Below are 14,836 nucleotides of genomic sequence, written 5' to 3'. Positions count from 1 at the left end.
GATGGACCGGGTCTTCGTAGAATATTACGAGGAAGAACTGTCGCACATACGCGGGCTGGCGGCGGAGTTCGCCGACATGCATCCGGCCGTCGCGCGCAATCTGTCGCTGGATACGGTGCCGTGTCCCGATCCCTATGTCGAGCGGCTGCTCGACGGCGTCGCCTTTCTCGCCGCGCGCACGCGGCTGAAGGTGGATGCCGAACGCTCGCGGTTTTCGCGCGCCATCCTCGACGTGCTTTATCCCGATCTCGTCACGCCGGCGCCGGCAACCGCCATGGTGGTGCTGAAGCCTGGCCAGCAGGTGCAGACCATGCTCGCCGGCCATGTCGTCAAGCGCGGCACGCGGCTGGTCTCCAGCCTGCAAGCTGGCCTGTCGACACGCTGCACCTTCACCACCGCGCAGGACATGACGCTGTTTCCGATCGCGATCAGTTCGGTCGGCTATTTCCAGGATCGCAGCGCATTGGCCGCCGCCGGCATTGGCCCGATCGGCGGCAAGGGCGGCGAAGCTGCACTGCGCATCACGCTTGCCCCGACTGGAAAGGTCAAACTGGGCGAACTGGCGCTCGACCGGCTTGACCTCTACTTCGCCAACCGCACCAAGGCGCCGCTGACGTTCGACGCGATCTTCGGCGTCTGCTCTGGCGTCGGCGCGAGACCTGAAGGCAAGACCAATCCGCTGTCGCCTCTGCCGGCGCCGGAGATGGTGGGCATCGCCGATGCCGAGGCGATGATGCCGCGCACGCGGCCGACCTTCGAAGGCTACCGCCTGCTGCGCGAATATTTCATGATGCCCGAGCGCTTCCACTATGCGCGCGTAACCGGCTTGCAGCCGGTGGTGCGCAAATGCCAGGCGGGGCTTGAGATCATCTTCCTGTTCAGGCGCCCGGTGCCAGAGCTCGCCGATCTGTCGCCGGCGGATTTCGAACTTTTCGCGACGCCGATCATCAATCTCTTCGAGCGCGAGTGCAACGTCATCGAGCTCGATCACCGCAAGACGCGCCAAGTGCTGCACGCCGACCGCACGCGCGCGCGGGATTTTGAGATCTACCGCGTGATCCGCGTCGAAGATGCTGACGCCGAAGGTCCCGATGCGGAAATACCGGAGCTCTTCAGCCTCGGACAAAACCGTGGCAGCGGCTGGGTCTATTCGACCGAGCGGCGGCCGCGCCGGCCGACCGAGGACGAGCGCAGCCAGGGCGTGACGCGCACCTCCTATGCCGGCGACGACGTCTTCCTGGCGATCTCGCGCCCGGTCCACAGTCAAGCCAACCGGCCGCTGAAGCGCGTCGACATCGCGGCGCTGTGCACCAACCGCGACCTGGCCATCCTCGACGACACGCCTAACCTGACGCTGGAAGCCGGCGACCCGGTGGAGACGGTGCGGCTGCTCGGCGCATTGCGTTCGCCGCAGCCGGCCATCCCAGCGGCGCTGCCGGCCGGCGCCGACGGCGAGTCGCGCGCCGATGATCTCGCCTGGCGGCTGGTGTCGCAGCTGGCGCTCAACTTCCTCAGCCTGGCCAAGGAAGGCCGCGGCGTCGATCCGCTGCATGCGCTGCTCGATCTCTACGCCGAACGCGGCGATCCCGGGCTTGCCCGCAATGTGCGCTCGATCGTGCGCATCGACTCGCGCGCGGTGATTGAGCGGCTGGCGATCGACGGACCGATGTGTTTCGGCCGCGGCACGGAAGTGACCCTGCATGTCGACCAGTCGGTGCTGGCAGGACAAAGCACCTTGCTGCTGTCGGGCCTGCTGTCGCGGCTGTTCGCCCGCCATGCCGGGATAAACGGGTTCGTGCGCACGCGCACGCGGTTGCTCCAGAAACAGGAGGATGTGCCATGGCCGATGACGCCCGGCAATCGCTACCTGATCTAGAGCGAGCCGCGACCCTGTCCGAGAGTTTCGACTTCTTCGAACTGCTGCGCCGGCTGGAACGGCAAGGCGGCCTGTTCGGCCATTCCGGTCGGCCGGACCGCGAGCCGGCAAGGCTCGGTCAGAATGTGCGGCTGTCCTTCGCGGTGCAGGATGTGGTGGATTTCCGCGAGCCGACGGACACGTCGCCGGCGCGCGTTACGGTCAACAATCTCGGCCTGCTCGGGCCCGAAGGGCCGATGCCGCTGCATCTGACGCGCTGGGTGCTCGATCGCCTGTCGCAACGCTGGTATGCCGGTGCCGAGGCACGGCAGACAAGCGACACGACCTTCGTCGATTTTGTCAACATCCTGCAGCATCGGATGATCGCGCTCTACTACCGCGCCTGGGCGGATGCGCATCCGGCGGTGCAGGTCGAACGCGGGGTCGGCGGCCGCGTCCGTTCCATGCTCGAGGCGATGGCCGGCATCGGGTTGCCGGGCACGCAGGATGCCGAACTCGATGCCGTAAAACTTCGCCAGGCCGCCTCGCTCGCTTCCCAGGTCGACGGCCCGGAGCGGTTGACACTGTTCCTGGCAGAAGCGTTCAAAGTGCCGGTGGTGCTGAAGGAGTTCGTCGCTGCCTGGATGACCATCCCCAAGGCGCTGCAGAGCCGGCTTGGCGGCAGCTATGCCACGCTCGGCCGCAGCGCCACCATCGGCCCGCGCTCGTTCAGCCGCCAGAGCCGGATCGAGCTGCGCATCGGCGCGCTGAGCTACAAGGACTACAAGGCCTTCCTGCCGGGCGGCGAGCGGCTGAAGCTGTTGAAGCAGGCGGTGCGCGACCTGATCGGCGAGACCATCGATGTCGATCTGAGGATCGTGCTTGCGGCAAAGGCAGTGCCGCCGGCGAAGCTCGGAACCGTCCAGCTTGCCCGCACCACCTGGCTGAAACGGCCGGTCGAAAAGGGAGATGCCGACGACATGCGGCTGCGGACCATCGTCGGCTGGCGGGAAGAGGTGGCGGCATGAGCCTGCTGCTGACGCTCGAACAGGGACCACGCGCGCAAGTCACGCGGCAGGCGCGGCTCGACGAGGGCGAGCTGGTGATCGGCCGCAGCGCCGACGCCGACTGGCAGATCAACGATCCCGACATGTTCGTCTCGCGTGCCCATTGCACAATCACCAGCAAGCAGGGCGGCTATTTCGTCACCGACACCTCCAGCAGCGGGTTGTTCATCGACGATGCCGCCAGCCCGCTCGGCGCGGGAAATACGGCGCGCCTGCAAAGCGGCATGCGGCTGCGGCTGGGCGACTATGTGGTGTGGGTCGATCTGCAGACGGCGAAAACCGAAGCGCCGGCCCATAGACCCTCGGCGCCCGCCAGCAATCCGGCGGCGTCGCGGGCGCCGGTCAGCCTCGGCGGCGACGATTTCTTTTCGTCCACGACGCAAGAAGAGCCGGGACGGCCGCGACCCGCCGATCTGCCCGATCCGTTCGAGAAGCCGGTGCCGGGTGCGTTCGCACGTGCGCAGTCCAACGAACGCAGTTCGCAGGCGTTCGACGATCCGTTCAGCCTCGACCCCGTGGCGACGCCGGCGCCCGAGCCCAATGACAGAAACGGCGCCAGGCCATCGTTCGACGATCCCTTCGGCCTCGACGACGCGCCGCTATCGAGAGAGCCGAGCAGATCCAATCCTGAGAAGCCGCCGGCCTACGATGACGGGTTTGGTTTTGGCCCTGCCGAGTCCACCAGCCTCGACGCCGGCGTGACGGATAAAAGCGCGATCGAAGCGCCCTCGCCTGCTCCCTCTCCGGCGCCCTGGGATCTGCCGGTCCGCGCGGCAGAGCCATCGCCACCGCAGCCACCACCAGCCCCGTCTCCACCGCCACAACGCGCTCCTGTTCGGCAAGCCGCGCCGCGGCCGCCGGCCGGACAGTCGGACGCGGAATTGCGCGCCGCTTTCCTGCGCGGCATGGGGATGGACGAGGCCGATTTTCCCGGCCGCGACCCGGTGGCCGATATGGAAAAATTCGGCCGCGAATACCGGCTGATGATGGAAGGGCTGATGCAGCTTCTGCGCAAGCGCGCCGAGGAAAAGGGCAATGCCCGCGTGGCGCAGACCGTGGTCGGCGCATCAGAGGTCAACCCGCTCAAATTCCTGCCCTCGATCGACGATGCGCTGGTGACCATCCTGGCCGAGCGCAGCCCCGGTTTCCTCGGCGCCGACGCGGCGATCAAGGACGCGGTGCGCGATCTGGCGCAGCATCACGTCCGCGCCTGGCGCGGCGTGCAAGGCGCGCTCAAGCGCATGATCGATCGCTTCGATCCGGCGGCGATCGAGGAGGAACTGAAGTCGAGTTCGGCGATCGGCAATTTGCTGACCGGCGGGCGCGGCGCCAAGCTCTGGGAATTGTACCAGAAACGCCACCGTGAAATCGCTCACAGCGCCGAGACGCGTTTTCTGGGCGAGATCGGCGCTGATTTTCGAGACGCATATGAGGAGGACTAGGACATGATCGACAGACGCGAATTCATTCTTGCCTTGGGCGCGACAGGATTGCTGACGGCTTGCCAGAGCGGCCCGCCGAAACCCTCCGTCATCACCGTGAACCTCGCTGGCGGCGCCGGCATGAATCCTGGACCGGGCGGCGGCGACAGGCCGGTGACCGTCATGATCCTGCGCCTGAAGAGCACTGGCGCCTTCAATTCGGCCGACTATTTCGCCCTGCAAGGCGGCGCGGGCGCGGCACTTGGCGGCGATCTGATCGGCTCCGACACGATTTCAGTCGGGCCGGGCAAGACTGCGTCGAAGACGATCACGGTCGAACCGGAAGTGGCCGCACTCGGCTTCGTCGCGCTGATCAGGGAACCCACCGGACGCAACTGGCGCACGACCAAGTCGGTTTCGCCAGGATCGAAGTTCACCGTCAATGTGACGCTCGGCAGCGGCGGCATTTCCGCCTAGCGGCGAAAAGGTCCGCAAAGCCGCGCCAGGGTGATGAGCAGGAAGCAGAGAGTGCCGGCATGAGCGATGCAAACAGGGTGCTGTGGTCGGAGGGGTTGTTTCTCCGCACCCAGCATTTCCAGCAACAGGACCGCTTCTTCGAAGCGACGGTGCGCGGCGCCTTGCAGGCCGGGCATCTGCATACGTTCGGCTTTCGAACGCTGACGCTCGATCAGGCACAGCTCGATGCCGGCCAGATCTCGGTGCTTTCGGCGCGCGGGATCTTTCCCGACGGGACGCCGTTTTCGATCCCCGAGACGATGGATGCGCCGCGGCCGCTGGCGGTAACGCCGGAGATGGGCGCGGGACCGGTGCTGATCGCGCTGCCGCTCGAACCGCCCGGCGGCGTCGGCTTCGACCCGGCTCACGCCGAGCCGTCGGGCGCGCGCTATCGCGGCCGGATCGTCTCGGTGCGCGATGCCGTGCATGGCGGTTCCGATCCCGAGGAAATCGAGATCGCGCGGCCGCAGGCGCTGTTGCTGGCGCCGGCCACGGCTGTCGGCGGTTACACCGCGCTGCCGGTGGCCGAACTCAAGGGGGTGCGCGCCGATGGCGGCGTGGCGCTCGACGACACCTTCCTGCCGCCGACCTTGGTCATCGGTGCGGCCTCCTGGTACAGCCGCCTGCTGCAGGAAGTCGTCACCGGCCTCGACCAGATCGCCGAAGCGCACGGCAAGATGGTGCTGGGCGGCCCTGGGCGCAGTGTCGAGGATCTTCTGATCCTCAATCTGGTCAACGCCGCGCGGCCGCGGCTGGCACACATGCTGGCGCAGGACGTCTTCCATCCGGCCGAGGTCTATATGGAGTTGGCCGGTCTCGCCGGCTCGATGGCGACCTACGGTTCGAGCGCGCGCCGGCTGGGCGAACTGCCTGTCTACGACCACATGGCGCCGGGACCAGCCTATTCGGCGCTGGCCGACGCGCTGCGCTCGCTGATCCTCAGCCTGCGCTACATCGAGCCGAAATCGCGCGCGCTGCCGGTCATGCGGCATGCCACCAATGTGTGGAAGATCCGCATCGACAACCCGAAACTTCTGGTGGCGAGCCGGATCGTGGTGCGGATCGGCTCCGAACTGTCGGAGGATGCCTTGCGCAAGATTTTCGTCAATCAGGCGACGGTCGGCTCGGCGAGCGAATTCGAAGGGCTGTGGAAATCGCGCCTGCCCGGCATTCCGCTGAAGCCATTGCATTCGCAGCCGCGCGAAATTCCCTATGACGGCGACCGGCTGTGCCTCGAACTCGACCAGAAAAGCGAGCACTGGGCCTCGCTTCTCGAAGCGCCCGGCTTTGTGATCGGCGTTTCGGGCGTGCTGCCCAGCGAACCGCAGGTCGACTGCTACTCGGTCAACAGGTGAGATGATGAGCAGGGACGATCCATTCGGACTGTCCGAGGATCGGGAGCGCACGCGCATCCGTCTGAGCGGAGCGCCGACGCCGCGCGCCATGCCCCTGCCAGCGTCGGGCGTCACAGCCAAGCGTTCCTCGCGCGCGCATCCGAATGCACTCGTCAACGCCTTCTCGCCGCTGCTCGAATTTGCGCCCGAACTGGAAAACGCGCTGCCGCCGGAAAGTCCCGAAGCGCTGCGCACGAGGCTGCTCGACGAACTCGTGCGCTGCCGCGACGCCACCATGGCGCAAGGCTCGTCGCTCGAGCGCGCCGACCAGGCCGCGTGGCTGGTGGCGGCGCTGCTCGATGACCTCGCGCTGAACACGCCGTGGGGCGGTGCCAGCGCCTGGCCGCGCCAGCCGCTGGTGGTGATGCTGCGCGGCGACGTCGATGCCGGCGCGCAATTCTTTGCCCGCCTCGAAGATCTTGAGCGCCATCCCAACCGCGACCGCGAAATGCTGGAGTTGCAGTATCACTGCATGGCGCTCGGCTTCCGCGGCAAATATCGCGTGCCCGGCCGCTCCGGCGACCGCTCGCTCAATGCGGTGCGCGTGGCGGCAGCGCGTTTCCTGCGTGACAGCGACGCCGAAGGCGCACCACTGTCGCCCAATTGGAGGGGCGTGATCGCGTCCGACGAACCGCAGCGTTTCATCGTGCCGATCTGGGTGATGGCCGTGGCCGCCGCGGTGATCGCGACCGCCATCCATATTGGCCTGTCGATGGGGCTGAGCAGCCAGGCGGTCGAGCTTTCGGCGCTGGTGCGCGCGCTGCCGCCGCCGACGCGAGCCGATGTCACGCGCGCGGCACCCAAGGCCGACGCTCCGCCACCTCTGCCGGTTGCCGTCGACTACGCGCTGCTGCCGGAATTCCAGAAGGCAGCGCCGGCTGAAACGAGCAAGGCGCTGAGCGGCACGGAGAGCGTCTCGCTGGCCAAGCTGGTTATCCAGGCTTCCAGCCCCGAACTTTTCCAATCGTCGCGCCCGACACTCACCCAGGGCTATGAGCCCCTGATCGAGTCCATCGCCAAGGTGATCCTCGACAACAAGGACCTGATCGGAAAGATCACCGTCGTTGGCCATACCGACAATGTGCGCCTGCAAAAGTCCAACCCGCTTGCCAGCAACCAGCGCCTGTCGGAAGCGCGCGCCGAAACCATAGCCGAGCTTCTGGTGCAGGCGGGCGTGCCGAAGGAGATCATATCTTCCGAAGGCCGCGCCGAAAGCGATCCGGTGGCCGACAACTCCACGCGGGAAGGCCGTGCGCTCAACCGCCGCGTTGAAGTGCTGGTCGAGAAGAGGCTGTGACATGTTCATCCTGCGCTTCCTCTGGGCGGTCCTGACCTCGCGTTTCCTGTGGACGCTGATCGGGCTGGCGCTGCTGTCGCTGATCATCTGGGTGTTCGGCCCGATCGTTCGGGTCGGCGACTACGTGCCGATGGCGTCGGAGACGGTGCGCATCGTCATCATCGCGCTTCTGGTGATCTTCTGGCTGATCTGGCTGATCGTTGCCCAGCGCCGGGCGATCCGCGCCAACCGGATGTTCGTCGCAGAGATCGCCGCACCGGTCGAGGAAAAGCGGCTCAGCCCCGGCGAGGAAAACGTCGCCGCGGTCGGCGCCAAATTCCAGGACGTGATGGTCGAGCTGAAGCGCCGCAAACTCGGCAACCGCAAATTCCTGCGCGAGATGCCGTGGTATGTGATCGTCGGTCCGCCGGCGACCGGCAAGACGACGGCGCTGCGCCAGTCCGGGCTCAACTTCCCGATCGACCTGACCGACGATCTGCAAGGCATCGGCGGCACCCGCAACTGCGACTGGTTCTTCTCTGAAAACGCGGTGATGATCGACACGGCCGGACGCTATGTCCAGCAGGAAAGCCAGCCCGACGTCGACGCCGCCGAATGGCTGGGCTTCCTCGACCTGTTGAAGAAGCATCGCGGCCGGCGTGCGCTGAACGGCGTCATCGTCGCGCTTGGGATCGATGCGCTTTCCGAAGGCGACGAAGCCGTCAAGGCGCATGGTCGCAAAATCCGCAGGCGCCTGGCCGAGCTTGAGGAGCGGCTGGAGATCCGTCTGCCGGTCTATCTGATGCTGACCAAGGCCGATCTGATCAGAGGCTTCGAGGCCTTCTTCGGCGGCCTGTCGACACAGGCGCGCGAACAGGTGTGGGGCACGACCTTCCCGCTCGACGCGCGCGTCGACGCCAAGACCATCGCGGGTGAAATCTCGACGCTTTCGAGGGAGCTGGAAAAGCGACTGGTGCTGCGGCTGGAAGACGAAGACAAGCTCACTGAGCGCGCCGAGATCTTCCGCTTTCCGGCGCAGCTGCAAAGCTTGTCCGAGCCGATCCAGGTGCTGGTCGAAGCGATGTTCGGCGAAAGCCGCTACGAGGAGGCGGCCTGGCTGCGTGGCCTCTATCTGACCTCGGCGACCCAGGAGGGCGCGCCGATCGACCGGCTGACCGCCGCACTCGCCTCTTCCTTCGGCCTGCCGGCGCGGCGTTCGATGCCGGCGCAGCGTTTTGAAAAGCGCAGCTTCTTCCTGAAAAACCTTTTGACCGAAGTGATCTTTAAGGAGGCCGGGCTCGGCACGTTCGATCCGCTGGCGCAGCGTCGCCGCAGCTGGATCTGGCGCGGTGCCGCCGCCGCCTGCGCGGCCGCCGCCATCCTCGCCGGCTCGCTGTTCACCTGGTCCTACTACGACAACCGCAATGCGATTGCCGCGCAGGCTGGCCAGTTCGAGGCGCTGCAGGCGCCGCTGACCTCGACCGCCACAACGCCTGCCTCGGTGCAGCAGCCGGCGATGGACGTTGCCCTCAACGCCATGGACGAGGTCGCCAATGCCCGGACTGCGCCTCCCGACAAGGCGCAGGACCTGCTCGGGCCATCGGCTTCCGCCGAGCTGATGCGGGCGCAGACCGACACCTACGACCACGCTTTGCGCAACGTTCTCGAGCCACGCATGGTGGCGCTGCTCGAAGCGACAATGTGGCGGCAGATCCGCGATCCGGATTTCATGCTGGGCGCGCTCAAGACCTACCGCATGATGACCGGCCTGTCGCAGATGGATTCGGATTTCGTGCAGAATTGGTGGGTGAACGACCTGCCCGAATTCGCACCAGCCGCCCCCTTCCCGACCGCCGATGCTGAAGAACACCAGCTGGCTGCGATCCGCCGCATGGCGGTCGACGACAGCTACATCGCGCCCGACCAGGCGCTGGTCGCCGAAGCGTTGAAGACGGTCTGCACGATCTCGCTGCCGGCGCGCGCCTACAAGCAATTGCTGGCCGATCCGGCGGTGGCCGGATTGAAGGAATGGATCCCCGCCAATTTCGCCGGCCCGAACGGCGCCAAGGTGTTTTCGCGACGCTCCGACAAGACGCTTCGTGTCGGCATATCAGGCGCCTTCACCTATGACGGTTTCCACGACGCGATCCTCGACCGGGTCGAGGATGTCGCCGCCCAGGCGGCACTCGATCGCGCGGTGTTTGCCGGCGGCTGCTCGGAGAATTCCGAGACCTCGGTCTCGGCGCTGTCGGAAGACATCCTGAAGCTCTACTACGACGACTACATCGCGCAGTGGGACAGTTTCCTGCGTGACATGCGGCTGGCGCCGCTCAGCGACCTCAACATTGCCTCAGAGAATCTGAAGGACCTGTCGAGCGCCGATTCCGCGCTGAAGCGGCTGTTGACGGCCGTCGTCCAGGAGGTCGACCTTACCCGCTCCGACGAGGCGCCGGCGACCGACGACAAGGCGGCGGCGAAGGGCGGCTCGAAACTTTTGGGCAAGCTCGGCAAGCTGGGCAAGATCGTCAAAACCGGCGCCAAGCTTTTGCCGCGCGCCGGCTCGGCCAGCGAGGTCGACCTGACCGGCACGCTGGTGGCCGAGCACTTCAAGCCGCTCAAGAGCACGATTGCCGAGGTCGATGGCCAGCCGCCGGCGCTTGACGCCGCGGTGGTGGCGCTGACGGCGCTGTCCAATGTGCTGCAGACGGTCACCGCCAATCCCGACCCGCAGGACGCGATCAAGAAACAGGGCGGCCTTGCCGAGCTGACCGGCGCCGTCGCCAGGCAGGCGCAGATCCTGCCCGACCCGGTCAACACCTGGCTGAGCGGCATTGCCGGCGACACCAGCGGGCTGACGCAGAAGGCCGTGGCCTCCGAGCTCAACGCAATATGGCGTGCCGACATCCTGCCCTTCTGCCAGGCCGCGCTCAACGACCGCTATCCGTTCAGCCCCGACAGCGCCGTCGACGTCAACGTGCGCGACTTCGCCCGCCTGTTCGGGCCGGCAGGCATGATCGACGCCTTCATCAACGACCACCTGATCAGCTATGTCGACACCTCGGCGCAGCCGTGGAAATGGCGCGCCGATTTCGGCCTCGACCCGTCCGCGCTTGCCGCCTTCGAGCAGGCGCGGCGCATCCGCGACGATCTCTTCCCGGGTGGTCAAGGTCCGGTGATGGCGTTCACGCTGGAGCCGACGGACCTGTCGCCCAACGTCACCCGCGTCACCCTCAATCTCGACGGCCAGAGCCTCGTCTATTTCAACAATGCGACGCGGCCGCAGCCGATGACCTGGCCCGGCAAGGATGGCACCGGCGTCATCTCGCTCGCCTTCCAGCCGATCGACGGCTCGCCCGAGATCATGCTCAACGAGACCGGCAGCTGGGCGTGGCTGAGGATGCTGCGCGGCGGCCGCTTCACCGGCACCTCGCTGTCCGACGTCTACAGCCTGCGGCTTGGAACGAAAGGCATGTACGCCGACTTCAAGCTCAAGGCGGCGAGCGTCGAAAATCCCTACAACCTCCAGATGTTCAAGAAATTCTCATGTCCGCCGCAGATCTGATCCTGCCCGGTTTCTACGGCAAAATGCCCGCCACCGGCGATTTCGTGACGCGGCGGCTGACAGGTGAGTTCGTGCGCCTGTGGGACCGCTGGCTGGCCCAGCATCTGGTGCCGCTGTTCGGCCAGGACATCTGGGCCACTGGCACGGCTCTGCGCTTTCTGGCAGGCCCGAATTCCTTCGGCGCGTCGGCGGGCATCATCGTGCAAAGCGCCGACAAGGTCGGCCGGAAATTTCCGCTGAGCGTGGTCGCCCTGTTGCCTGGAGCCCCCGTTACGCTCACCCATGCCGAGGCCTGGTTTGCCAGCATTGAAGAGGCGGCAAGCGCCGCCCAACAGGGTGAACTGACGCCAGACGAACTCGACGCAACGCTGGCCGAACTGTCTGTGCCATCCGTGGAGCCGAGCGAGGAGCTGATCGCCGACATGGTGATCTGGACCCGGTACTCCGACATTTTCGACATCGATCCGCAAGCGCCGCAAGCGACGCTGGAGACAATCCTCGCCGGCAGTTGGGAGACGAGTTGATGTTGGGACGAAATTGACGATGTGTAAAACGCGGCACAGACGCAGACCCGATCGATAATTATGTCCGGGGCAGTTAAGGCCTGCTGTTTCACCATCGCGTAAGGATGCGTGGTTTCGAATGTGGATATTGTCCAACGAGACGCCATTCGCCGCCCAGGAAAGCTGGACGCGTGACGAACGCGGGCACGAGGTCTGGCTGATTGCGATCAAGGCGTCGTTCGAGATCGACGCCGACGGCAAGCAGCGGCTGTTGGAGGACCAGACGCCGGTCAACCTGACGCCCGTATACGGCGCGGATCCGAATGAGCTTCTCGACGAGACGGATCTCAATCTGGAGAAAAAGCACACAGACATTCTGGTAGATGGACACGTCTATGCTCCCGGCGGTCGTCCTGTCGTAGAGTGCGCCGCGCGGATGAAGGTCGGCGACGTGGACAAGACCGTCAACGTGGTGGGCGACCGCGTGTTCATGCCCGGCGCAGTGTCGGTGCGGATGAGCCGGGCCGAACCGTTCACCAAAATGCCGATCAGCTGGCGCCGGGCCTATGGCGGCACGGATATGGAAGCGTCGAAGCCTGACTGGGACCAGCGCAATCCGGTCGGAACCGGCTTTGCAGTCGACCCGCAGCGGCTGATAAGCAAGACGGGACCTAACTTCGAATATCCCGACGCGCCTTATCGCGACCACAGAAGCGGCAAGCCGGCCGGCTTCGGTCCGGTGGCGCGGCACTGGCTGCCGCGCATGAAACATGCCGGCACCTATGGCGCGGAATGGGAGAAAACGCGCGATCCGCTTTTGCCCGACGATTTCAGCCGCATGTATTATCAGTGCGCGCCGGAAGACCAGCAGACTAGGACGCCGCTCATCGGCTATGAACATGTGCGGCTCGGCAATTTCACCGCCGATGGCTTCCTGCAGTTCCTCTTGCCTCGCATAACCTTCAACATGACTACCGAGTTCTACAACCGCCCGGATCGCAAGAACGGCGAAGCGACAATCCACACGCTGCGCATCAAGCCCGATCTGCGGCAGTTTTCGATCACCTGGATGTCGACACTACCGGTCCCTTACGACGAGGAACGCCTGAAGATGACGACGCTCAGCATGCGCGAGCGTACCGGCATTTCGCCAACAATTGCGGCGAGCGGCGTCTGGCTGGCGGACGAAGACGAATGATAGCCAAAGCAAACACGATTGTCGTTGTCGGCGTGGGGGCGCGTACGCCGCTGGGCTTCGACGCGGCCTCGAGCGCAGCGGCGGTCCGCGCCGGCATCTCCGCGATCCAGGATCATCCCTACATGATCGACCAGTTCGGTGAGCGGATGAAGGTGACCCGCGACATCGGCATTGATGTCGATCTGCACGGGCCCGATCGAGCCGTCGAGATAGCGGTATCGCCGGCGCTCGACGCGCTGCTGCCTCTTTTGCAATCGGACGCCACCTCCGCGGTGACGCTGATCCTGTCCACCGGCGAGCCTCGGCCGGGCAAGCCGGATGGCTTTGCAGCACAGGTCGACATGCTGCTGCGCAAACGGATCGGGCAGCATGTCCTCCTGGAAGGCGGCGGCTCTACCGCCGGCGGCCACGCGGGAGGGCTGCTTGCCATCCATCACGCCTGTAAATCATTGCGTGAAGGCAGAGCCAAACTCTGCCTTGTCGGCGGCGTCGACAGCTATCTCGAACCGGAGACGCTGGAATGGCTCGACCAAAACGAGCAGCTTCATTCGGAGACCACGACTTATGGTTTCTGCCCTGGTGAAGCTGCGGGATTTGCCTTGCTGACGACACTTGGCGTGGCGCGCGCCCGCGGGCTTCGTCCGCTGCTCGAGATCGTCGGCACTTCGATTGCGAGCGAGGAAAACAGGATCAAGACAGAGACGGTCGTGCTGGGTGAAGGCCTCGGCTCGGCGTTTAAACTGCTTTTCCAGGATGCGCCGATCGACAAGGTCGACCGCATCATCTGCGACATGAACGGTGAGCGCTATCGCGGCAACGAATATGGGTTCGCGGTCATCCGTAATCCGGGCCGTTTCAAGGATGCCGCCGATTTCGAGACGCCGGCCGATTGCTGGGGCGACGTCGGCGCAGCGTCGGGGCCGCTGTTCGTGAGCCTGATCACGGAAGCGGAAGCGCGCGGCTATCAGCCCGGACCGCTATCGCTGATCTGGGCCAGCTCCGAAAACGGTGCACGCGCGGGCGTCTTGCTCGGCGGACCGAGAAGGGCTGGCTGATGCCCACTCATATCGTCGTCAACAACCTGGGCCTGACCTACAAAGGCACGATCGGCCTGTCGATCGCCACCATCCCTGACGTCTGCAAGACTCCGAGTCCTGGCGGCCCGATTCCCCTGCCCTATCCCAACATCGCCAACCAGAGCACGCTCAAGGATGGCACCACGACGGTCTTTGCCAAGGGCGGCAAGATGATCGCCATCAAGGGCTCGCAGTACGGCATGAGTTCGGGCGACGAGCCGGGCACGGTCGGCGGCGTCAAGTCGAATGTCTTCAAGAAAGCGACCGACTGGATCACCTATTCCTTCGACGTCAAAATGGACGGCGGCAACACCTGCCGCCACACCGACAAGAAGTTCCACAACGACAAGAACACCGTAAACCTCGCCGGAGATGTCGACCCGCTTAAGCAAACCGATTGCTTTATGCTTAATATCCGATGCGACAAGAAAATGAAGAAGCGCGGCAAGAAAAAATGGACGCCGTGCATGTGCAAACAGCTTTGCGCAAAGGTGGGGTCTCTCGATCGCGCACGGCTGAACCGCGGGAAAGACGTCCCCGGCAAGGGAAAATCCCTGCGCAGGGTCGATTACAGCCAATCCGACTACGATTCATACAAAAAGACGTATACCGAACGCTTCACCGCCCGCGCCGCCGACAAGAAGAACAAGATGGAGAGCCAGTTCGCGCACCCATGCGCGGCCGAGGAATGGAACGCCATGGACCCAAGGCCCGCAAACCCGACAGAGGGTGGGTCGAGCGCTCCATTCAACGCCGATCACCTGCATGATGCGGCACTCGGCGGCCCGCTCGCCAGCATGCGCAATTTCAAGATGCTGAATACGCGGGTGAACACGACGATCGGCGCCGCCATGGGCAGGTACAATCGCGACAATTCGGGCGACCACGATGGCTTGCCCATACGTGCGCATCCGAGTTGCCAGTGTCCGGACGGCCCCCCGGATCCATGATCTCTAGTGAGGAGACGC

Annotated in this window: 11 protein-coding genes; all 11 read left to right on the top strand. The window is 65.2% G+C overall.

The window, feature by feature from the left end:
• Position 1: 1 nt before the first annotated feature.
• The 11 genes from tssF to AC1DZ8_RS21205 all read left to right on the top strand — a co-directional run bounded on the left by tssF (position 2) and on the right by AC1DZ8_RS21205 (position 14,818).
• Positions 2-1,876 carry a type VI secretion system baseplate subunit TssF gene (gene tssF / locus AC1DZ8_RS21255; protein WP_477401588.1) on the top strand — a complete coding sequence of 625 codons (1,875 nt, stop codon included), beginning with the start codon at positions 2-4 and terminating at the stop codon, positions 1,874-1,876.
• Complete coding sequence (tssG, locus tag AC1DZ8_RS21250) at positions 1,840-2,883, top strand: type VI secretion system baseplate subunit TssG (RefSeq protein WP_477302224.1); 1,044 nt, start codon at positions 1,840-1,842, stop codon at positions 2,881-2,883. The genes tssF and tssG overlap by 37 nt, the downstream gene beginning before the upstream one ends.
• Entirely contained in the window at positions 2,880-4,364 is a 1,485-nt protein-coding gene (tagH, locus tag AC1DZ8_RS21245; RefSeq protein ID WP_477302222.1) for a type VI secretion system-associated FHA domain protein TagH, read from the top strand. Before tssG ends, tagH begins: the two co-directional genes overlap by 4 nt.
• Positions 4,365-4,367: 3 nt before the next feature.
• A complete protein-coding gene (tssJ, locus tag AC1DZ8_RS21240; protein WP_477401586.1) occupies positions 4,368-4,820 on the top strand; it encodes a type VI secretion system lipoprotein TssJ in 453 nt (150 codons plus the stop codon).
• Between the two features lie 59 nt (positions 4,821-4,879).
• Entirely contained in the window at positions 4,880-6,214 is a 1,335-nt protein-coding gene (gene tssK, locus AC1DZ8_RS21235) for a type VI secretion system baseplate subunit TssK (RefSeq protein ID WP_112565931.1), read from the top strand.
• Positions 6,215-6,218: 4 nt separating this feature from the next.
• The gene (gene tssL, locus AC1DZ8_RS21230; RefSeq protein WP_477302218.1) at positions 6,219-7,550 is read left to right on the top strand and encodes a type VI secretion system protein TssL, long form; all 1,332 of its coding nucleotides are present in this window, start codon (positions 6,219-6,221) and stop codon (positions 7,548-7,550) included.
• Between the two features lies 1 nt (position 7,551).
• Complete coding sequence (gene tssM / locus AC1DZ8_RS21225) at positions 7,552-11,091, top strand: type VI secretion system membrane subunit TssM (protein ID WP_477302216.1); 3,540 nt, start codon at positions 7,552-7,554, stop codon at positions 11,089-11,091.
• The gene (gene tagF, locus AC1DZ8_RS21220) at positions 11,073-11,615 is read left to right on the top strand and encodes a type VI secretion system-associated protein TagF (RefSeq protein WP_477302214.1); all 543 of its coding nucleotides are present in this window, start codon (positions 11,073-11,075) and stop codon (positions 11,613-11,615) included. Before tssM ends, tagF begins: the two co-directional genes overlap by 19 nt.
• Before the next feature lie 118 nt (positions 11,616-11,733).
• Positions 11,734-12,792, top strand: coding sequence for a DUF2169 family type VI secretion system accessory protein (locus AC1DZ8_RS21215; protein WP_477302212.1), 1,059 nt, complete (start codon positions 11,734-11,736; stop codon positions 12,790-12,792).
• Positions 12,789-13,847, top strand: a complete 1,059-nt coding sequence (locus tag AC1DZ8_RS21210; RefSeq protein ID WP_477401582.1) for a beta-ketoacyl synthase N-terminal-like domain-containing protein — start codon at positions 12,789-12,791, stop codon at positions 13,845-13,847. The genes AC1DZ8_RS21215 and AC1DZ8_RS21210 overlap by 4 nt, the downstream gene beginning before the upstream one ends.
• Entirely contained in the window at positions 13,847-14,818 is a 972-nt protein-coding gene (locus AC1DZ8_RS21205) for a DUF4150 domain-containing protein (protein ID WP_477302412.1), read from the top strand. The genes AC1DZ8_RS21210 and AC1DZ8_RS21205 overlap by 1 nt, the downstream gene beginning before the upstream one ends.
• The last annotated feature ends 18 nt before the right edge of the window (positions 14,819-14,836 follow it).

The organism is Mesorhizobium sp. P2_F7, assembly GCF_056403695.1.
Note: the sequence above shows the minus strand (reverse complement) of the source record. Positions and strands in the feature narration are given on the sequence as shown.